At 35.8% G+C, this 20,974-nt stretch carries 15 protein-coding genes and 3 tRNA genes; 9 read left to right on the forward strand and 9 right to left on the reverse strand.

Annotated elements, in window-relative coordinates; translation table 11 throughout:
- Positions 1–13 precede the first annotated feature (13 nt).
- The 5 genes from scpA to MTP08_RS13165 all read right to left on the reverse strand — a co-directional run bounded on the left by scpA (position 14) and on the right by MTP08_RS13165 (position 5,204).
- A complete protein-coding gene (scpA, locus tag MTP08_RS13145; RefSeq protein ID WP_243576327.1) occupies positions 14–2,131 on the reverse strand; it encodes a methylmalonyl-CoA mutase in 2,118 nt (705 codons plus the stop codon).
- A gap of 154 nt (positions 2,132–2,285) precedes the next feature.
- Entirely contained in the window at positions 2,286–4,886 is a 2,601-nt protein-coding gene (locus MTP08_RS13150; protein ID WP_243576328.1) for a DUF5686 family protein, read from the reverse strand.
- A 63-nt stretch (positions 4,887–4,949) separates the two neighbouring features.
- Positions 4,950–5,033: transfer RNA gene (locus MTP08_RS13155), tRNA-Leu, on the reverse strand.
- Between the two features lie 6 nt (positions 5,034–5,039).
- A tRNA-Gly gene (locus tag MTP08_RS13160) sits at positions 5,040–5,115 on the reverse strand.
- Positions 5,116–5,122: 7 nt separating this feature from the next.
- Positions 5,123–5,204: transfer RNA gene (locus MTP08_RS13165), tRNA-Leu, on the reverse strand.
- Positions 5,205–5,377: 173 nt separating this feature from the next.
- On the opposite strand from MTP08_RS13165, the gene MTP08_RS13170 reads away from it, so the two are divergent.
- The 5 genes from MTP08_RS13170 to MTP08_RS13190 all read left to right on the forward strand — a co-directional run bounded on the left by MTP08_RS13170 (position 5,378) and on the right by MTP08_RS13190 (position 9,717).
- A complete protein-coding gene (locus tag MTP08_RS13170) occupies positions 5,378–5,755 on the forward strand; it encodes a DUF3127 domain-containing protein (RefSeq protein ID WP_243576329.1) in 378 nt (125 codons plus the stop codon).
- Positions 5,756–5,815: 60 nt separating this feature from the next.
- Positions 5,816–6,460: a leucyl/phenylalanyl-tRNA--protein transferase gene (gene aat, locus MTP08_RS13175; RefSeq protein ID WP_243576330.1), complete on the forward strand. Its 645-nt coding sequence runs from the start codon at positions 5,816–5,818 to the stop codon at positions 6,458–6,460.
- A gap of 146 nt (positions 6,461–6,606) precedes the next feature.
- On the forward strand, positions 6,607–7,491 hold the full coding sequence (locus tag MTP08_RS13180) for a cupin-like domain-containing protein (RefSeq protein ID WP_209388565.1): 885 nt from the start codon (positions 6,607–6,609) through the stop codon (positions 7,489–7,491).
- Between the two features lie 197 nt (positions 7,492–7,688).
- On the forward strand, positions 7,689–8,099 hold the full coding sequence (locus MTP08_RS13185) for a BrxA/BrxB family bacilliredoxin (protein ID WP_209388566.1): 411 nt from the start codon (positions 7,689–7,691) through the stop codon (positions 8,097–8,099).
- A gap of 100 nt (positions 8,100–8,199) precedes the next feature.
- Positions 8,200–9,717, forward strand: coding sequence for a GH3 auxin-responsive promoter family protein (locus MTP08_RS13190; RefSeq protein WP_243576331.1), 1,518 nt, complete (start codon positions 8,200–8,202; stop codon positions 9,715–9,717).
- 2 nt (positions 9,718–9,719) lie between these two features.
- Here the strand turns inward: MTP08_RS13190 and menD are convergent, their stop codons facing one another.
- A complete protein-coding gene (gene menD, locus MTP08_RS13195) occupies positions 9,720–11,396 on the reverse strand; it encodes a 2-succinyl-5-enolpyruvyl-6-hydroxy-3-cyclohexene-1-carboxylic-acid synthase (protein WP_243576332.1) in 1,677 nt (558 codons plus the stop codon).
- A gap of 87 nt (positions 11,397–11,483) precedes the next feature.
- Here menD and MTP08_RS13200 point away from each other — a divergent pair, with 87 nt between their 5' ends.
- Positions 11,484–12,434: an isopenicillin N synthase family dioxygenase gene (locus MTP08_RS13200; RefSeq protein WP_243576333.1), complete on the forward strand. Its 951-nt coding sequence runs from the start codon at positions 11,484–11,486 to the stop codon at positions 12,432–12,434.
- A 119-nt stretch (positions 12,435–12,553) separates the two neighbouring features.
- On the opposite strand, the gene infB is transcribed toward MTP08_RS13200, so the two are convergent.
- The 3 genes from infB to rimP form a co-directional block, all read right to left on the reverse strand.
- Positions 12,554–15,508, reverse strand: coding sequence for a translation initiation factor IF-2 (gene infB / locus MTP08_RS13205; RefSeq protein ID WP_243576334.1), 2,955 nt, complete (start codon positions 15,506–15,508; stop codon positions 12,554–12,556).
- Positions 15,509–15,584: 76 nt separating this feature from the next.
- Positions 15,585–16,820: a transcription termination factor NusA gene (gene nusA, locus MTP08_RS13210; protein WP_209389504.1), complete on the reverse strand. Its 1,236-nt coding sequence runs from the start codon at positions 16,818–16,820 to the stop codon at positions 15,585–15,587.
- An 18-nt stretch (positions 16,821–16,838) separates the two neighbouring features.
- Positions 16,839–17,306, reverse strand: coding sequence for a ribosome assembly cofactor RimP (gene rimP / locus MTP08_RS13215; protein ID WP_243576335.1), 468 nt, complete (start codon positions 17,304–17,306; stop codon positions 16,839–16,841).
- Positions 17,307–17,575: 269 nt separating this feature from the next.
- On the opposite strand from rimP, the gene MTP08_RS13220 reads away from it, so the two are divergent.
- Genes MTP08_RS13220 through rfbA form a run of 3 tightly spaced genes read left to right on the forward strand, consistent with a single transcriptional unit; the run spans position 17,576 to position 20,879 of the window.
- A complete protein-coding gene (locus tag MTP08_RS13220; RefSeq protein ID WP_243576336.1) occupies positions 17,576–18,889 on the forward strand; it encodes a UDP-glucose dehydrogenase family protein in 1,314 nt (437 codons plus the stop codon).
- A 38-nt stretch (positions 18,890–18,927) separates the two neighbouring features.
- Complete coding sequence (gene rfbB, locus MTP08_RS13225; RefSeq protein WP_243576337.1) at positions 18,928–20,007, forward strand: dTDP-glucose 4,6-dehydratase; 1,080 nt, start codon at positions 18,928–18,930, stop codon at positions 20,005–20,007.
- 11 nt (positions 20,008–20,018) lie between these two features.
- Positions 20,019–20,879: a glucose-1-phosphate thymidylyltransferase RfbA gene (gene rfbA / locus MTP08_RS13230; RefSeq protein WP_243576338.1), complete on the forward strand. Its 861-nt coding sequence runs from the start codon at positions 20,019–20,021 to the stop codon at positions 20,877–20,879.
- Positions 20,880–20,974: the final 95 nt, after the last annotated feature.

A 20,974-nucleotide genomic window follows, 5' to 3' on the forward strand; every position in this document is an offset into this window, starting at 1 on the left:
TTCTAATCGTATTTTAATCTAAGAAACGCTCCAAAATATCAACAGCACATTTAGGAAGATTGGTTCCCGGCCCGAAGATAAAATCTGCACCGTTAGCGAATAAATAATCATAATCCTGTTGCGGGATAACTCCACCTACAACGATAGTAATATCATCAGCTCCCAGTTTTTTCAGTTCTTCTACAACCTGAGGTACCAATGTTTTATGTCCTGCCGCCAACGAAGAAACTCCCAAAATATGAATATCATTCTCTACCGCCTGTTTTGCCACTTCTTCCGGCGTCTGAAATAGCGGAGCAACATCCACATCAAAGCCCATATCTGCAAATGCTGTAGCCACCACTTTGGCTCCCCGATCATGACCGTCCTGCCCCATTTTAGCAACCATAATTCTGGGTCTTCTTCCTTCTTCTTCCTCAAATTTCTGAGTGAGCTCTAAGGCTTTACCAAAATATTCGTTTTTACCTGCATTCATCGCATAAACTCCTGATATTGTTCTGATATTCGCTTTATAACGTCCGAAACTTTCTTCCATGGCATCGCTCATTTCCCCTAGTGTTACTCTTCTTCTGGCAGCTTCAATACAAAGTTCCAAAAGATTGCCTTTTCCGGATTTTGCGGTTTCACGAATTGTATTGAGAATTTCCTCAACTTTTGAAGAATCTCTTTCGTTTTTAATTTTTAATAATCTTTCGATTTGTTTTCTTCTAACCTCAGTATTGTCGATGTCTAAAATTTCAATAGGCGTTTGTTTTAATGTGGATTTAAAAGAATTTACTCCAATAATAAACTCTTCACCACTGTCTATTTTCGCCTGTTTTCTTGCTGCAGCTTCTTCAATTCTCATTTTCGGAATTCCGGCTTCGATAGCTTTAGTCATACCCCCTTCTTTTTCTACCTCATCGATGTATTTCATTGCTTCATCAATCATTTGCTGCGTGAGAGATTCCACCAAATAACTACCGCCCATAGGATCTACAACATCGCAGATTCCCGATTCTTGCTGAAGAATAATTTGCGTATTTCTTGCAATTTTCGCCGAATAATCTGTTGGAAGAGCAATTGCCTCATCCAATGCGTTGGTATGCAAAGACTGTGTTCCGCCTAAAGCTGAAGATAATGCTTCTATTGCTGTTCTAGTAATATTATTGAAAGGTTCTTGCTCGGTTAAAGACCACCCGGAAGTTTGTGAGTGAGTTCTTAATGCTAAAGATTTTTGGTTTTGAGGATTAAACTGGGTAAGAAGATTTGCCCAGATATAACGTGCTGCACGCATTTTGGCAATTTCCATAAAATGATTCATCCCAATTGCCCAGAAAAAAGATAATCTTGGGGCAAAATCATCAACATTCATTCCTGCTTTAATACCGGTTCTTACATATTCTAAACCGTCTGCTAATGTGTAAGCCATTTCGAGAACCGGTGTAGCTCCCGCTTCCTGCATATGGTAACCCGAAATTGATATTGAATTGAATTTCGGAATATTTTTAGAAGTATATTCAAAAATATCAGCAATGATTTTCATTGATGGCGTTGGTGGATAGATGTAGGTATTTCTCACCATAAATTCCTTCAAAATATCATTCTGAATCGTTCCGGACAGCTTATCCTGAGAAACTCCCTGCTCTTCTGCAGCTACTATGTAAAAAGATAAAATCGGTAACACAGCACCGTTCATCGTCATCGAAACCGAAATTTCATCCAAAGGAATCTGGTCAAAAAGGATTTTCATGTCCTCCACAGAATCTATAGCAACACCGGCTTTCCCAACATCTCCCACCACTCTTGGATGGTCTGAATCGTAACCTCTGTGCGTAGCCAAATCAAATGCTACAGAAAGACCTTTTTGTCCCGCCGCTAAGTTTCTTCTGTAAAAAGCGTTAGATTCTTCTGCTGTGGAAAACCCTGCGTACTGACGTATCGTCCAAGGTTTTTGAACATACATTGTGGAATAAGGACCTCGAAGGAAAGGTGCAATCCCCGGAGAACTATCAGCAATGGTATTATCTTTTACATCTTCGGTAATGTATTTAGATTTTAATTCTAGTCCATCTTTTTCAAACGAGTAGATTTTCTGCTGACTTTCAGGTATATTAAAGTGAGGAACTTTATTTTTGATTTCCCTTCTCATTTACTTTTATTTAAGACCTTAAAAATAAACAATTTTGAAAAAATACAGCATACTGATTATCAGCAATTCATAAAATTCATCAACACAAAAAAAACAATTAAAACAACCAACAAATTCTACCAAACAATTTTGTTCTGTATCTGAAGTAATTTATCTAAAAATTAAATTGAAAACCTGCTTTAATACCAAATTTAGAAACATCGGGTCTGTCGAGATAATTCCCTCTCCAGTTGAAATCTACTCTCAAAATTCTGATATTTCCAAAACCTATATTTTCGATTCCGAATCCGTATTCATAATAAATCTGTTGATCGGGAGCAGAATATCTGAAACCTTCAACATTAATATTCTTCGAGGCATCGCTTAACGATCCGTAAGCAGCACGAATAAAAGCCACTTCTCTCAATTTCAGCTTTTTAATCAACGGAAGATAAGAAAGAATTTTCCCATTGAAATGATGCTCAACATGCAGTGTAGTATAGGTATCGGCAACAAATTCGTAGTAATTTAACTGTGCGAATGTATTGTGTACAATTCCGTAAGACTGGTTCCCCGGAATAACATTCTGCAATGCTAACGGAACAGTATCGAATGTTTTTCCAGCTTCAAAGTTCAAGAACGTTTTTCCTAAATTGCCCAAAATAATGGGCTTATAAAACATAAACTGCAGTTTATTATAGTTAAAATCCGCATTAAACAATCCTTCTATTCCGCGCGTATATTTTAAGACAATCGTGGGTGCTAAAGTACCATGTTCATAACGATCTACCCCTGTTTGGGAAAATCTCGCACCCGGTCTTGCAATTAAACTTAATGTAACTCTGGAATCATTGGTTGTTTTTCTGAGATTTCCATCTTGATAATACATCAAATTGAACCCAGAAGGATTGGCAGACTTTATACTTTGAAGAGTTCCATCTATTCTCACTTGAAAATTTTTCCATGGTTCGATAGACGTAAAAAAACTGGTCTGATTAATGGAACTTAAAGACGCATTTTCTCCTCTGGCAAAAACTGTTGATGATGCAAATGAACGGGATAATATACCATCTTCTGTAGTAAGCTGAACTCCAAGCTGAGTAATATCTCTTTTGGTACCCGCTCCAATCATAAAACGATTAACCCTATTGAACATGTATCTTCCTTCAACTCCATATTTAAACTGTTTATCCTTAAATCCGTAAGCATTATAAAATTCAATTCTCCAAGGATCATTTTGTCCGAAATAAGTTCTAGCACCCAATCTAATTCTGTCGCCCTCCACTTCATTTTTACCATAAATAGATGTTATAGGTCCCAAATCTATTCCTTTCGTCACATTATAATATCTTGATGCTAATGTTTCATAGACTTTTACAATTCTGTTGAATTTTGGAGTCTGCTGTAATTTATTCAGCATTTCGTACACTCCTTTTTCCTCTTTAGACAAAGAATCTGGTCTTGCCTGGCTCCAATAAGCTTCGTCTTTATCTACAAAATCGGCATCATATTCCACTTTTCTCCTAGTGAATACAGAATCTGCCAAAGGTTTATTAAAATTGTATTCGTAGTAATCTACAGACCTTTTTGCCAAAATGCTTTTTGCAGATTTCTTCTTAGAAAAAGGAGTCATTTCTATTTCTGTAACCAGTTTTTTTGGAAGAAAAGTTCCTTCATCAGGATTATCATATTCCAATTCGGTAGAAATAGCATTAATGAAATTTACATTGATTTTATTGGTAGATTTTAAAGTAGCTTCTAAAATTGCATAAGAATCTGTATCAATATACAAATACCCTTGAAATGCCAATACATCTGTTCTTCTTGGCTGATAATGAATTTTATACGCATTTTCTCCCCTTACAGAAACGGTGTCTATCAAATTGTAATCGTATGTACTAAAACCATCTGTTCCTACCGGACTCGGAAAGCCAATATCAAAATAATTCAGCGTATTATCGTAAATATTGATGTCTCTATAAAGATTTTTCGCCGTAATGCTAATTACCTGGTTATCCTGAAAACCGGATGTTTTCTGAGCAACAAGCAATTTTTTATTTCGTTTAGACGGTCTGTTTTCGCCAAAATTCTCATAAATAGATTCGTTCAGAAATATTGGCAAAGCCATTTTTCCATTAGCGGTAGAATCTGCATAATCAAAAATAAAATCAAGTTTATTGAAAACCTTCCGCTTCATAAAAGTGCTGTCCAGATTATTGGCATCAAACTGAATTTTCTCGTATTCTTTAAAAGTATAAGAATCGAATTTTTCTAAACCATTGTTGCGTTTTCGTTTCCAAACTTCCTGCATAATTCTGTATGCGGGATTCTCCTTTTTATTTTTGAATTTTGTTTTTTTATTGTTAATAACAACTTCATCAATATTACTTACTTTTTCCTGTGACAGTTTAATGAGAAGATTATTTGTATTCGCAGAAGTTATATTGGTGGTTTGCAAAGCAAAATTTTTCTTAGAAAAACGCAGTTTATAAACTGTAGAATCTAATTTTATTAAAAAATTGCCCGTTGTAGTGGTAAGAAATGATGTAGGATTATCATTAATGAAAATTTCAACTCCTGAAATTTCCTTGCTGGTTCTTTCGTCGACAATTCTGCCAGACAATGTATTTTGTGCATGTAAAAATCCTGTAAATGTGAGGATTAAAATTAAAACAGAGTATTTAAAGTAATGGTTAAGCATCATTCGTTTCTTCGGACAATTAGCATAAACAAAAAGTGTGCTGCATTTTACAGTTTTTATGGTACCATTTTTCAATTTGGAAAAACAATCATTAAAACAAAAAAGCCTGACAATCATTAGATTATCAGGCTTTTAATGTACCCCAGACGGGACTTGAACCCGTACGTCCTTGCGGACACAGGATTTTAAGTCCTGCGTGTCTACCAATTCCACCACCAGGGCATGGAGTGGAGCGAAAAACGGGATTCGAACCCGCGACCCCAACCTTGGCAAGGTTGTGCTCTACCAGCTGAGCTATTTTCGCAAACGTGTGCGGATGAAGGGACTCGAACCCCCACGCCTCACGGCACCAGATCCTAAGTCTGGCGTGGCTACCAATTACACCACATCCGCATTGTTACTGAAATATTTTAAAGAACTTCTTTCGTTTTTGTGAGTGCAAATATAGGGCAATTATTTGTATTTGCAAGAATTATTTCAAAAAAAAATAAATTTTTCTAAAATTTGTTCGAAATCATAATTTTTAAATTTCATTTTATTACTTTTACGGAGTTAATATTTACGATATGGAATTACAAGGAACGATAAAGAAAATATCTGAAACTCAAACATTTGCAAGTGGGTTTCAGAAAAAAGAAATGGTTATTCTTACACAAGAACAGTACCCACAACCAATTAACATTGAATTTTTACAGGATAAAATAAATTTGTTGGATTCTTTAAAAGAAGGCGAAAATGTAAAAGTAGGAATTAACATTAGAGGTAGAGAATGGGTATCTCCTCAAGGAGAAACGAAATATTTTAATTCTATTACAGGATGGAGAGTTGAAAAAGTTTTTGATAACGCAGCCGAACCTACGCAAGCAACACCATCTCATTCTGCAGCACCGGTTTCTAATGAAAACCCATTTGCAAATGACGACGATGACGATTTGCCTTTCTAATTAATATTTAAACATCAGATAACAATCCTGCTTTTTCAGAAAAGTAGGATTTTTTTTACCATGGTAAAATTAAACAAAAACGAAATTTCATTCCCAGACCCGCTTCAGTATGACGGGCATGAAGGTATTATAGCTTTCGGAGGAGATTTGTCGGTAGAAAGAATTTGGTTTGCTTATCAACATGGTATTTTTCCTTGGTTTAATCCCGATGAAGAAATACTTTGGTGGTGTCCAGATCCAAGATTTGTTTTATTTCCAGAAGAGCTGAAAGTTTCTAAATCTATGCAGAAAATTTTAGACAGAAAAACATTTACAATTACTGAAAATCAAAATTTTGAGGAGGTTATTTATAATTGCGGTACCGTTGGAAGAAAAGGACAGGACGGAACATGGCTTTCACAAGATTTAATGAACGCATTCATTAAGCTTTACCATTACGGTTTGGCTAAAAGTGTAGAAGTATGGCTAGAAAACCAACTTGTGGGCGGACTCTACGGTTTGCAGGTAGGAAATGTTTTTTGTGGAGAAAGCATGTTTTCAAAAGTGAGCAACGCTTCAAAAGCGGGGTTTATTCATTTTGTTCAAAATCATATTAACGATTTCAGCTTAATCGATTGCCAGTCTCACACTGAACATTTAGAAAGTTTAGGGGCAAAAATGATTTCAAAAAAAGATTTTTTAAATATTTTACACCAAGATTTATAAAAAAATACTTTGCCTGCTGCTATTACATAAAATTTTTAAATTTTATTTATTTCAAATAATGATAATCTTCATAGATTAAAAAAATATTAAACGAATAACGGTAAATATTTATTTAATAATTTTGTAACATAAAAAATTGAAAAGAAATGGGGGTTATTTTAAAACCTATTGACATAGTAGATGATATTTCGAAAGAAGATTTTTTTGAAAAGTATCTAAAACCGAGAAAACCGGTAGTCATAAAAAATATGGCAAGAAAATGGCCGGCTTACCAAAAGTGGACCATGGAGTACATGAAAGAAGTTGTAGGAGATGTTACTGTTCCTTTATACGACAGCTCCAAAGCAGATCCTGCGGCTCCTATTAATGCTCCTACTACAGAAATGAAATTTGCAGATTACATAGACCTCATCCAAAGAGAGCCTACCGATTTGAGAATTTTCTTCTTCGATCCTATTAAAAAAGCCAATAAACTTTTAGATGACTATATTTCTCCAAAAGAACTTATGGGAGGATTTTTGGATAAATATCCGTCTATGTTCTTCGGAGGAAAAGGATCAGTAACTTTTCTGCACTACGATATAGATTTAGCACACATATTCCACACTCATTTCAACGGAAGAAAACATATTTTGCTTTTCGACTATAAGTGGAAAGAAAGACTCTACAAATTACCGTACGCTACGTATGCATTGGAAGATTTTGATATTTCTAATCCTGATTTTAAAAAATTCCCTGCCTTAGACGGAATTGAAGGCATAGAATGCTTCTTGGAGCATGGTGATACTCTATTTATGCCTACAGGATGGTGGCATTGGATGAAATATTTAGACGGAAGTTTTTCTATTTCACTCAGAGCTTGGGATAAATCTTGGGCGGTAAAAGCAAAATCTTTGTACAATCTTACTATACAGAGAAATCTTGATAACTTCATGAAGGCAAGATTTAAAAAGAAATACATGGACTGGAAAGAGAAGAAAGCAGTAGAAAGAGCCAATTATGCCTTAAAAAGAGGATTGCCAAAGAAATAAATTTTCAAGAATATTATAAACCCGAATTTTTTTTTCGGGTTTTTTATTGGGAAAAAATGAAAAGAAAGTATCCATAACATTAATATTCCTTCTGAATTTATCACGTTTATTATTTTTACTAACAGTGCCGATAGTTATTATAAATTAATATATACCATCTAAAATTTGTAAATTTGCAATAAATAAATTCATAAAAAATGTATCCAACAGACTTAGTAATGCCGATGAAGGCTGAACTTACAGATAAAGGTTTTGAAGATTTGGCAACACCTTCACAGGTAGAAGAGGCTTTAAAAAAATCTGGAACAACTCTTTTAGTAATTAACTCTGTATGTGGTTGTGCAGCAGGAGCAGCAAGACCAGGAGTTGTATATTCTTTAACAGGAGATAAAAAACCTGATCATTTAACAACTGTTTTCGCTGGTTATGATACCGATGCTGTAGCAGAAGCCAGAAAACATTTAGCACCATTCCCTCCAAGTTCACCATGTGTAGCACTTTTCAAAGACGGAGAATTGGTTCACATGTTAGAAAGACATCACATTGAAGGAAATCCTGCAGGAGCAATCGCAGCCAATCTTCAGGCAGCGTATGACGAATACTGCTAAAATCCATCAAACCTCTAAAAATAAAACCGTTACAAATTTTGTAGCGGTTTTTTGTTGAAATCGTGCGTAGGGAAATTCAATTATTATTATATTTGTCGTAATGGCAACCAAAGCACTTTTTAACACCGTGGTTAACTGGTTTATTCGTCAGAGGATAGATCAGATTCAGAATTTCATGAAGTATCCTGTGGAAACCCAAAAAGGAATACTTTTTTCTCAGTTATTTCATGCAGAAGATACGGAGTATGGGAAGAAATATGGTTTTAATTCCATTTCCAGCTATCAGGATTTTAAGAATAAAATTCCGGTAGTATGCTACGAAGATATTGAGCCTTATATTGAAAAAGCAAGACAGGGACAAAAAGATGTAAGCTGGCCCGGATATATTAAGCATTTTGCAAAATCTTCTGGAACGACCAATGCAAAAAGCAAATACATCCCCATTTCTTCCGAAAGTCTGGAATACTGTCATCTGAAAGCAGGGAAAGATATGGTTTCCATCTACGCAAACAATCATCCAGAAAATCAGCTTTTTACCAATAAAAATTTACGTTTAGGCGGAAGCTCAGAATTATATGCAGATTTCAATACAAAATTTGGAGATCTCTCTGCAATCTTAATAGACAATCTTCCGTTTTGGGTAGAAATTACCACCACTCCGAGTAAAAAAGTTTCTTTAATGGGAGAATGGGAAAGCAAACTGAAAGCTATTGTTGCGGAAGTAAAAAATGAGGATGTTGGAAGTATTTTAGGTGTTCCCAGTTGGATGATGGTGCTTTTACAAAGAGTTTTAAAGGAAACCAACGTTAAAAGTGTATCTGAACTTTGGCCCAATCTTGAAGTATTTTTTCATGGTGGAATTAGCTTCAAACCCTACAAAGAACAGTACAAACCGATTATCGGGAAAAATATTAATTATTACGAAATTTATAATGCCTCTGAAGGCTTTTTTGGAATTCAGGACCGATCGAACAGTGACGAAATGCTTCTGATGCTTGATTATGGAATTTTCTATGAATTTATTCCGATGGATCAGTTCAGTCATTCCAATCCAAAAGTTGTTTCTCTGGAAGATGTAGAAATAGGGAAAAACTACGCAATGGTGATTACCACCAATGGCGGACTTTGGCGATATTTAATTGGAGATACGGTAATTTTTACGTCTTTAGATCCTTTCAGAATAAAAATTACAGGCAGAACCAAGCATTATATTAATGCTTTTGGGGAGGAACTCATGATTACCAATGTGGAATCTGCACTTACAAAAGCATGTAAAGAAACAGATTCTTCGGTAACCGATTTTACAGGAGCTCCCATTTTTATGAAAGAAAATGAAAGCGGTGCTCACGAATGGATTTTCGAATTCAGCAAAGCACCGGAAAATCTTGAACATTTTACCGATATTTTCGACCGCCATTTAAAATCGATCAATTCCGATTACGAAGCTAAAAGATACAATAATATTACCCTTAGAAAACCGGTTGTACACGTAGCAAAACCCAATTTATTCTATTCCTGGCTAGAATCTAAAGGAAAACTGGGCGGACAAAACAAGGTTCCCAGACTCAGCAACGACAGAGAATATATTGATCCTCTTTTAGAATTGAATCAGCTGTAAAACTAAATTTCTTTCAGGAAATTAAAATAAGCTTTCTGCGTATCTGCATTGGTTTTTCCCTGTGTATTTACCTCTAATATTTTAGGCTGGGTATCGGGTTTAAAAAAGTTAGCCAAAACACGATCTAGTGTACCGTCATCCTCCACTCTCACATAAGAAAACCCAAAATGTTTCGCTAAAAACTCGGCATTTTTATGATGTTTTGTCGATATAAATTCGTCAACCGTATTAGAATTGGCATTTCCCGGTCCAGGAATAATTTTAAAAATATTTCCTTCCCCGTTATTAAATATGATAATTCTTGTAAATGGCGGAATATATTGGTTCCAAAGCCCGTTAATATCATAAAAGAAACTCAAATCTCCGGTAACCAATAAGGTAGGATTCTGGTTTTTAATAGCAAAACCCATTGCGGTAGAAGAAGAACCATCTATCCCACTTGTACCTCTGTTGCAATAAATTTTCCTTTTTCCGAAATCGAACAGCTGAGCATAACGAATCGCTGAACTGTTACTGAAATGAATATTATAATTTTCAGGAATACTCTCCGAAACTCTCGAGAAAAAGTAAAAATCTGAAAACTCTATTAAATTAAGAAAATCCTGATGTTTTTTATCTTTTTTATCTCTTAAAACATCCCAGAGATTGTAATAAGGACGAGGTTCGAGCGTAATAAAATTCAACAGTTTCGAAAAGAAAAGTTCGGGTTTCACTTCAATTTTATGGGTTAAACAGAAATAGGTATCCGGTTGCCAAATTTCGTCCAAATGCCAATGCTGTTTTGGTTTTGCAGCTCTCAAAAACTGTTTAACTTTTTTCGAAACCACATTTTGTCCTACTGTAATCAACAAATCCGGAGCATAAGTCTTAAAATCCTGTTCTGTAAAGCCAAAGATATAACGGTCGATATGTCTAAAGAATTTCTCATGATAAAGATTAGAATTGGCTTCCGACAAAACCACCACCGAATGGTTTTTTACTAATTGAGTTAACAAATTTTCCAGTTCCGGACTGTAATCTTTTGTTCCCACTAAAATCATGATGCGCTGCGAGGTATTCCATTCTGCAATAAGGCTGGAAGGAACTTCGTATTCTTTCTGTTTAATCGTTTTTTCTACCACCGGAAAAGTAGGAAGTTCCGAAACCAATTCATACAAAGGTTCTTCTAAAGGAATATTAATATGAACCGGACCTTTCTTTTCGAAGCACAGTTCTATCGCTTTTTTTATAATTTCTGAATTAATATCTTCCGCATTGTCTTTAGAATCTTCCAAAAGCTGAAAATCCCCATAAGAATGCTGCTGAAAAAGATGATTTTGGCGAATAGTCTGCCCATCAAACAAATCAACATAATCTGTTGGTCTGTCTGCCGTTAAAACAAGCAAAGGAATATTAGAATAAAAAGCTTCCGTAATTGCTGGATAATAATTTGCTGCCGCAGAACCGCTTGTACAAGTAATTGCTACGGGTTTTTTCTCACTCATCGCCATCCCAAGAGCTACAAAAGCTGCACTTCTTTCATCTACAATACTGTAACAGTTAAAATCATCCATTTCAGAAAAATGAATTGCCAAAGGAGCATTTCTGGATCCCGGGGAAATAACAACGTCTAGAATATTATACTGTTGCAGAAGATTGGCAAGCACCTGAATACTTCTCTTGGAAGAATATTTTTTCATAAGGCAAATTTACTTCATAAATACTTAATTATAAAAAGAATTAATTTAAAAAAGATGTATTTTAGCACCACGTAAAATTTCTATAAAATGGATAAAATACCTAGTGTAGACCTGCGTGATTTCCTTTCGGACAACCCGGAACGCAAACAGAAATTTGTAAATGAAATCGGAAAAGCTTACGAAGAAATTGGTTTTGTTGCCTTAAAAGGACATTTCCTAGACGAAAAACTCGTAGACAACCTTTATGGAGAAGTTAAAAACTTCTTCGAACTCCCAACAGAAACAAAACAAAAGTACGAGATCCCCGGAATTGGAGGACAAAGAGGCTATGTTGGTTTCGGAAAAGAAACGGCAAAGGGCTTTAAAAAAGGAGATTTGAAAGAATTTTGGCATTTCGGACAGTATGTTTCGGATGATTCCAAATACAAAAGCGAATATCCAGACAATGTTATAGTTGATGAGCTTCCAAAATTCAACGAAGTAGGTAAAGAAACTTACCAAATGCTTGAAAAAACAGGAAAATATGTTTTGAGAGCTTTAGCTTTATATCTTGGTCTTGATGAGTTTTATTTTGATGATAAGATTGCGGAAGGAAATTCTATTCTAAGACCTATTCATTACCCGCCAATTACCCAAGAACCAGATGATGCAGTAAGAGCTGCAGCTCATGGAGATATTAACCTTATCACTCTTTTAATGGGTTCTCAAGGAAAAGGACTTCAGGTTCAAAACCATAAAGGCGAATGGATTGATGCAATTGCAGAACCAGACGAATTAATGATTAATGTTGGGGATATGTTATCTAGACACACCAACAACAAGCTGAAATCTACCATCCACAGAGTGGTAAATCCGCCACGAGAATTGTGGGGAACTTCTAGATACTCTATTCCTTTCTTTATGCATCCTGTAAGTGAAATGTCTCTAAATGCTTTAGAAAACTGCGTAGATGAAAACAATCCTAAATTGTATGAAGATACCACCGCAGGAGAATTTTTACATGAAAGATTAATCGAATTGGGATTAATAAAAAAATAACAAAAAAACCGGATTTAATGTCCGGTTTTTATTTTTCCATTGGAAAAATATTTTCTAAAGTGATAAAAATACCGCCCGCATCTTCGATGCGGGCGGTATTCTTTATTAACAAAATTAAATTACTTCAATTTCTTTTTCACAGCAACTTCTTCGTAAACTTCAAGAATATCGCCTTGTTCAATATCATTATAACCTTTAAGGTTCAATCCACATTCGTAGCCCTTCGTTACTTCTTTAACATCGTCTTTGAAACGTTTTAAACTTTCAAGTTCTCCGTCGAATTTCACGATACCGTCTCTTAGTAAGCGTACTTTTGAGTTTCTTGTAACTTTTCCGGTAAGAACCATACAACCTGCAATGGTTCCAACTTTAGAAATTTTGAAGACTTCACGGATTTCAACATTACCGATAACCTGCTCCTGAATTTCAGGTGAAAGCATTCCTTCCATTGCTTCTTTAACCTCATCAATCGCTTTATAGATTACAGAATATGTTCTGATTTCAATTTCTTCACGATCTGCAAGGTCTTTTGCATTCGCTCCAGCTCTTACGTTAAATCCTATAATAATAGCATCCGATGCAGCTGCTAAGTTGATATCAGACTCTGTAATCTGTCCTACTCCAGAGTGAAGGATATTTACGCTGATTTCCTCTGTGGAAAGTCTCTGCAACTGATCAGAAAGTGCTTCTACCGAACCATCTACGTCACCTTTAAGGATAATGTTCAATTCTTTAAATTCACCTAAAGCAATACGTCTGCCTAATTCTTCAAGCGTTGTATGTTTTTTGGTTCTGATAGACAATTCTCTCTGAAGCTGCTCTCTTTTGTTAGCAATAGCTTTACCTTCACTTTCATCGGCATAAACTCGGAATTTATCTCCAGCAGTAGGGGCTCCGTCTAAACCTAAAATGGTTGCCGGAATCGATGGTCCTGCTTCTTCAAGGTTTTTACCTCTTTCGTCCAGTAAAGCTTTTACTTTACCGTGGTTTTTACCCGCTACAACATAGTCTCCAACTCTTAAAGTTCCTGTCTGAACCAACATTGTTGCAACATAACCTCTTCCTTTATCTAGGGAAGCTTCTATCACTACTCCATTAGCAGAACGTTCAGGATTAGCTTTTAATTCCAGCATTTCTGCCTGTAATAAAACTTTCTCCAGCAATACATCTACATTATTACCAAATTTAGCGGAAATTTCCTGTGCCTGAACATTTCCGCCCCATTCTTCAACCAGAATATTCATTCCGGAAAGTTGTTGACGGATATTATCCGGATTTGCATTTGGCTTATCTACTTTATTGATTGCGATAATCATTGGAACCCCTGCCGCCTGTGCGTGAGAAATGGCTTCTTTGGTTTGAGGCATCACATCGTCATCGGCAGCGATTACGATAATTGCAATATCCGTAACCTGCGCTCCTCTCGCTCTCATTGCTGTAAAAGCTTCGTGACCTGGAGTATCTAAGAATGTAATTCTCTGACCATTTTCCAGCTTCACATTATAAGCACCGATATGCTGAGTAATTCCTCCAGATTCTCCTGCAATTACGTTTGTTTTTCTAATGTAATCGAGCAATGAAGTCTTACCGTGGTCAACGTGTCCCATTACAGTTACAATAGGTGCTCTTGGCAACAAACTTTCTTCTGTATCGATATCTTCTTCTGAATCTGTATCTTCTAAATCAGCATCAGAAAATTCAATTTTATATCCGAATTCATCTGCAACTAATAATAAAGTATCGGCTTCAAGTCTTTGGTTCATGGTAACCATAACTCCAAGAGAGAAACAAGCTGAAATTACTTCGGTAGGAGAAACATTCATCAAACTTGCCAACTCACCAACGGTGATGAATTCGGTTACTTTTAATGTTCTGTCTGCAGCATCAATTTCCTGCTGACGTTCGTCCTGCTCTCTACGGAAACTTCTTTTATCTTTTCTATGTTTAGAAGATTTAGATTTACCTCCTTTGTTGGTTAATTTTTCAAGGGTTTCCTTAATCTGATTTTTAACTTGTTCGTCAGTTAATTCAACAGGCATACTTCTTTGCCCAGGTCTGTTATTACCAAAACGGTTTCCTCCTTGACCTTGAGGACGGTTTTGCCCGCCTTGTCCTTGAGGACGATTCCCTTGATTATTCCCGAAGCGGTTTCCTCCACCTTGACCTTGAGGACGGTTTTGACCACCTTGTCCTTGAGGGCGATTTTGCCCGCCTTGACCTTGAGGACGGTTTCCTTGGTTATTATTTCCGCCTTGTTGGTTATTCCCGGTATTTTGGTTTGTGCCTCCAGGCTTTTCTATTCTCTTTCTTTTCTTTTTAGCTCCCGAATTTGGTTTTGGTGCAAACTGTGTTAAATCAATCTTTTCACCAACAATCTTAGGACCATCCAGTTTTTGGTAAACTGTTTCTATTTTTTGAGGCTCCTGAGATTCTTCAGAAGGAGTTTCTACTTTAGGCTCCTCGGTCTTTTGCACTGGTTTTTCAGGTGCTTTAGGAGTTTCTTTTACTGGTTCCTCCGTTTTTTTCTCTGCTTTAGGTTCTTCAGCTTTTGGCTTTTCCTTTTTTGCAGGTCTGTTTCTATTGCGTTCGATTTGAGACAAATCTATTTTATCTAAAACCTTAAATTCCTGCTTTTCAACAACAGGCTTAACTTCAGCAACAGGTTCAGTTTTTGGGGTTTCCTTTACCTCTTCTTTCTTTTCCTCCACTGGTGGTGCAGGTGCAGGAGTAGGCTCGGACGCAACCGTTTCCGTTTTTTTAGGCTCAAGATCTATTTTGCCTAAAATTCTGGTTTCTGGTTTTATATTAGCTTTAGCTCTTATTACTTCAGGGGTTTTCTTTTCTTCGATTTCCAGTTTTTCTTCCGGAACTTTAGAAATCACCACCTCTTGGGAAGCCTTACGTTGCTCGCCATCTTTGGCAAACTCAGCTTCCAATGCAGAATATGCCGCTTCTTCTAATTGAGCGTTAGGATTGGTTTCAACCTCGAACCCTTTAGACTGTAAAAACTCTACCAATCTGGACATCGAAATATTGAATTCCTTAACCGCTTTATTTAATCTTATTTTTGGCATCTATATTTTTTACTGTTTTTTAATTCTTAAAAATTAAAGTTTCTTTTTACTTATTATTAAAATTTATTTCTAAATATTAATCTTCAAATTCTTCTCTCAGAATACGTTTTACATCTTCAATGGTTTCCTCTTCAAGATCTACCATATTCAGCAAACTTTCTGTATCCTTATCCAACACCGATTTTGCCGTAGTAAGACCTACTTTATTAAATTCATCCAAAATCCACTGTTCGATATCATCATTAAACTCTCTCAAGTCTACGTCATCATCTTCACTGGCTTCTCTGTATACATCAATTTCGTAGCCAGACAGCCACGAAGCCAGTCTGATGTTTTGCCCCTGCTTACCGATAACTTTGGAAATCTCTTCAACTGGAGTATATACTAAAGCATAATTAGTATCCTCGTTGATGTCAATTTTATTGATGGTAACATTTCCTAAAGCTCTCTTCACCATGATTTCAGGGTTTTTAGACCACTGAATAACATCTATATTTTCGTTTCTCAATTCTCTTACAACACCGTGAATTCTTGATCCTTTTACTCCGACACACGCTCCTACCGGATCTATTCTGTCGTCATAAGCATCTACAGCAATTTTCGCTTTTTCACCAGGAATTCTTACTGCTTTCTTAAGAATAATTGTTCCGTCCTGAATTTCAGGAATCTCCAATTCTAATAATTTCTCCAAAAATTTCGGAGCTGTTCTTGAGATAATAATCTGCGGTTTAGAACCTTTAAAATCTACACTTTCTACAATTGCTCGGATATTTTCGCCTTTTTTGAAGAAATCTGAAGGAATCTGATTTTCTTTTGGTAGAATAAATTCATTTCCTTCATCATCAAGTAAAATTACATGCTTGTGTCGGATGTGGTGAATTTCTCCAATAACGATTTCGCCGATTCTGTCTCTGAACTGCTCATACAACATTGCATTATTATGCTCCTGCAATTTTGTTGCTAAAATCTGTTTCAGCGTTAAAATATTTCTTCTTCCTAACTGTGCAACCGGAATTTCCATGGTAAAATCTTCCCCAACTTCAAAAGTAGGATCTATTTTTTTGGCTGCGGATATTTCAATTTCAAGATCATCATCTTCAGACATTTCGTCTTCAACGATTGTTTTATTTAAAAATATCTGAAAATCTCCTTTATCAGGATTTACAATTACATCAAAATGATCGTCAGAATCGTATCTTTTTCTAAGCAATGTTTTAAGGGAATCTTCAATGATTGCCATTAAATCTATTTTACTGATCCCTTTTTCGTCTTTAAAATCACCAAAGGATTCAATCAACGCTATATTATCCATTTATCTTTTTTTCTTTTATTAAAATTTAATTACTACCAATGCCTTTTTAATCTCCGTGTAAGAGATTTCTTTTTCTTCCACCACATCTACTTTGCCTTTGCCGATATCTTTAGGTTTTCTGTAACGAAGTATCAAGGTAATTTTTTCTTCGTCCACCTTAGCAAGCTCTCCTTCAATTTCAGAAGAATCATTCAAAAGAACTTCAATCTCTCGCCCAATATTTTTCTGATACTGCCTAGGAATAGAAAGCGGCTCACTTAGTCCCGCAGACATTACCTGCAAACTGAAATCATGCTCTTCCCTATCCATATTAAACTCTATTGCACGGCTTGCATCCAGACAGTCCTGCACAGAAACTCCATTATCTCCATCTAAAATTACGGTAATATCGTCCGATGCAGAAAACTTCAAATCAATAAGAAACAAATCCTTTCTTGTTTCCAGGAAATCATTTAATAATGTTTCAATATTTTTTCTAAACTCCATATTTTAAAATAGCTGATTTACCAGTACGAAAAAAGGCTTTCTCGTAGAAGCCTTTCCATTTTTTCCGTAAATCTACGGCAAAGATAAAACATTTTTACAAAATACACAAACTCTATTCATAATCAGCAAAATACCGCAACATACCCCTAGTTCATATAAAATTAATACACTATGGAAATTTATGTTCATATCTTTCGCTTTAGATATACTATTTAAAATAGATTGAAAGTATTTTAGTATTTTTGTTGCGAATTTTAAAAACATACATTTTGAATATTACAATAGTAGGAACGGGCTATGTAGGATTGGTTACAGGAACCACTCTTGCAGAACTTGGAAATTCTGTATACTGTGTTGATATAGATGAAAAAAAAGTTGAAGGAATGAAAAACGGCATAGTTCCCATCTATGAGCCGAATCTTGAAGAAATGTTCCTCAGAAATATACAGTCTGAAAGATTGTTTTTCACCACCGATTTAAAAGAAGCTTTAGATAAAAGCGAAGTTATTTACTTAGCACTCCCTACTCCACCCGGAGAAGACGGATCTGCCGATCTTTCTTATGTGTTGAAGGTAGCACATGATATTGGAGAAATGATGACCGAATACAAGGTTGTTGTAAATAAAAGCACTGTTCCTGTAGGAACCGCAGATAAAGTTAGAGAAATGATCTCTTCTAAAACAAATTTAGCATTTGATGTGGTTTCGAATCCCGAATTTTTACGCGAAGGATTTGCCGTAGAAGACTCTATGAACCCTGCGAGAGTGGTTGTAGGATCTAGCTCTGAAAAGGCAAAAGAAATAATGGCTAAAATTTATCAGCCATTTACCAATACAGGAACTCCTATTATTTTCATGGACGAGAAATCTTCCGAACTTACTAAATATGCCGCAAATTCTTTTCTGGCAGTAAAAATCACGTTTATGAACGAGATTGCCAATTATTGCGAAAAAGTTGGAGCCGATGTTGACAAAGTAAGATTGGGAATGGGAAGCGACGACAGAATTGGCCACAGGTTCTTGTTTCCGGGCATTGGTTACGGAGGAAGCTGTTTTCCTAAAGATGTAAAAGCTTTAATAAAATCTGGCAAAGACGACAATTTCGATTTTGAAATATTACAGGCAACCGAAAAAGTAAACATTGCACAAAAAGTTATTCTTTCTTCTGAAATTGAAAAATATTTTGGAGGAAATTTAAAAGGGAAAAGAATTGCGATGTGGGGACTTGCTTTTAAAGCCAATACAGACGACATTAGAGAAGCTTCTTCTTTGGATAATATTGCTATTCTTTTAGAAAAAGGTGCAGAAATTGTCGCTTACGACCTTATTGCTGAAGAGAATGTAAAAAAACTTTTAGGTGACAGAATATCTTACGCCAACACGATGTATGACGCACTTGAAGGTGCAGATGCTTTATTCATTGCTACAGAATGGCCCGAGTTTAAAAATCCGAATTTCTCTCTTATGGCAAAAAAAATGAACAACAAGGCAATATTCGACGGTAGAAATATGTTTCCTTTGGAGCTTCCACAGCAAAACGGCTTCTATTATAAATCTATCGGAAGAAAAACAATTCAACAATAACAATAAAATACAATTGTAAAGGCATTTGCATTTTTATTATGAAAAATATAATCATTACAGGTGGTGCAGGATTCATTGGTTCTCACGTTGTCAGAGAATTTGTAAAGAATAATCCAGATACCAAAATTATCAATCTGGATGCGTTAACATATGCGGGTAATCTTGAAAATCTAAAAGATATTGAAAATGAACCCAATTACATTTTCGAAAAAGCAGATATTACCAAACCGGAAGAACTAAGAAAAGTATTTGAAAAATACAACCCCGATGCAATAGTGCATTTGGCAGCAGAAAGCCATGTAGACCGAAGTATTACAGATCCAATGGCATTTATTAATACCAATGTAAACGGAACCGCCAATCTTCTTAATCTTTGTAAAGAATTTTGGACTTTAAATCCGGAACACACACACGGTAGATTTCCTAATGAAAAAAGAACGAATCTCTTTTATCACGTTTCCACAGATGAAGTTTATGGAAGCTTGGGAGAAACAGGCTTCTTTCTAGAAACAACTCCTTACGATCCACAATCGCCATATTCTGCAAGTAAAGCCGCATCCGACCATTTGGTAAGAGCATACGGAAATACGTATGGTATGCCTTTTATAGTTTCCAATTGTTCAAACAATTACGGACCAAACCATTTTCCGGAAAAGCTAATTCCGCTTTGTATTTCTAATATACTTAATGAAAAAGATTTACCTATCTATGGTGATGGAAAATATACAAGAGATTGGTTATTTGTAATCGATCACGCAAGAGCAATTCATCAAATCTTCAACGAGGCAAAAACAGGAGAAACGTACAACATCGGAGGATTTAACGAATGGCAGAACATTGATTTGGTGAAAGAATTAATTAAACAACTCGACGCCAAATTAGGAAAACCGGAAGGTTATTCTGAAAAACTAATCACCTACGTTAAAGACAGACCAGGACATGATAAACGTTACGCAATAGATGCCAATAAACTTAATAAAGATCTAGGTTGGAAACCCTCTGTAACTTTCGAAGAAGGCTTATCAAAAACGATTGACTGGTTTTTGGAAAACAAAGAATGGCTGGATAATGTAACTTCCGGAGATTATCAGAAATACTACGACAAGCAATATTCTTAATACTTAAAGTTATGAAAGGAATTATTCTAGCTGGAGGTTCAGGAACCAGATTATATCCATTAACCATTGCAGTAAGCAAGCAACTGATGCCTGTTTATGACAAACCCATGATCTATTATCCACTTTCTACGCTTTTATTGGCAGGGATTAAAGATATTTTAATTATCACAACACCACACGATCAGGCAGGTTTTATTAAACTTTTGGGTGACGGATCACAAATTGGATGCAATATTCAATACAAAATACAGCCAAGTCCGGACGGATTGGCACAGGCATTTATTTTAGGAGATGAATTTATCGGAAATGATGCAGCAGCATTAGTGTTAGGCGATAATATTTTCTACGGCTCTGAAATGGGAACACTTCTCAAACACAAAACCAATCCAGACGGCGGAGTAGTCTTCGCATACCATGTTACAGACCCCGAACGTTATGGAGTGGTAGAATTTGATGATGATTTTAAAGCAATATCCATTCAAGAAAAGCCTTTGAAACCAAAGTCGAATTATGCCGTACCCGGATTATATTTCTACGACAACGATGTCGTGGAAATTTCAAAAAACATTAAACCATCACCAAGAGGCGAACTGGAAATTACAGATGTAAATAATGTCTATCTGAGCAAAAACAAATTGGAAGTAGGCGTTCTAGACAGAGGTACCGCTTGGCTGGATACAGGAACTTTCGATTCTCTTCATGATGCATCGGAGTTTGTAAGTGTAATCGAAAAACGACAGGGCTTTAAAATCGGCTGCATCGAAGAAATTGCATGGAGAAATAAATTCATTAATGACGAAAAGCTTTTAGAAACTGCAACAAAATACGGAAAAAGCGGATATGGGAACTACCTTAAAAATTTAATAAAATAATCCGAATAACATCCAATAAACAAAAGCTACTGATATTTATCTGTAGCTTTTTTGCTAAAGGCATAAATATCAATACCTTTACATTAAGAATTGCT

Source organism: Chryseobacterium oryzae (genome assembly GCF_022811665.1).
In the GTDB taxonomy this organism is placed as follows: domain Bacteria; phylum Bacteroidota; class Bacteroidia; order Flavobacteriales; family Weeksellaceae; genus Chryseobacterium; species Chryseobacterium oryzae.

Bases quoted from the DNA above. Each gene is read 5' to 3' on its own strand.
- rfbB (WP_243576337.1), top strand. From the start codon at position 18,928: ATGAAAAATATAATCATTACAGGTGGTGCAGGATTCATTGGTTCTCAC.
- MTP08_RS13170 (WP_243576329.1), top strand. From the start codon at position 5,378: ATGGAATTACAAGGAACGATAAAGAAAATATCTGAAACTCAAACATTT.
- nusA (WP_209389504.1), bottom strand. From the start codon at position 16,820: ATGGATAATATAGCGTTGATTGAATCCTTTGGTGATTTTAAAGACGAA.
- MTP08_RS13190 (WP_243576331.1), top strand. From the start codon at position 8,200: ATGGCAACCAAAGCACTTTTTAACACCGTGGTTAACTGGTTTATTCGT.
- MTP08_RS13200 (WP_243576333.1), top strand. From the start codon at position 11,484: ATGGATAAAATACCTAGTGTAGACCTGCGTGATTTCCTTTCGGACAAC.
- MTP08_RS13180 (WP_209388565.1), top strand. From the start codon at position 6,607: ATGGGGGTTATTTTAAAACCTATTGACATAGTAGATGATATTTCGAAA.
- rimP (WP_243576335.1), bottom strand. From the start codon at position 17,306: ATGGAGTTTAGAAAAAATATTGAAACATTATTAAATGATTTCCTGGAA.
- rfbA (WP_243576338.1), top strand. From the start codon at position 20,019: ATGAAAGGAATTATTCTAGCTGGAGGTTCAGGAACCAGATTATATCCA.
- menD (WP_243576332.1), bottom strand. From the start codon at position 11,396: ATGAAAAAATATTCTTCCAAGAGAAGTATTCAGGTGCTTGCCAATCTT.
- scpA (WP_243576327.1), bottom strand. From the start codon at position 2,131: ATGAGAAGGGAAATCAAAAATAAAGTTCCTCACTTTAATATACCTGAA.
- aat (WP_243576330.1), top strand. From the start codon at position 5,816: ATGGTAAAATTAAACAAAAACGAAATTTCATTCCCAGACCCGCTTCAG.
- infB (WP_243576334.1), bottom strand. From the start codon at position 15,508: ATGCCAAAAATAAGATTAAATAAAGCGGTTAAGGAATTCAATATTTCG.
- MTP08_RS13185 (WP_209388566.1), top strand. From the start codon at position 7,689: ATGTATCCAACAGACTTAGTAATGCCGATGAAGGCTGAACTTACAGAT.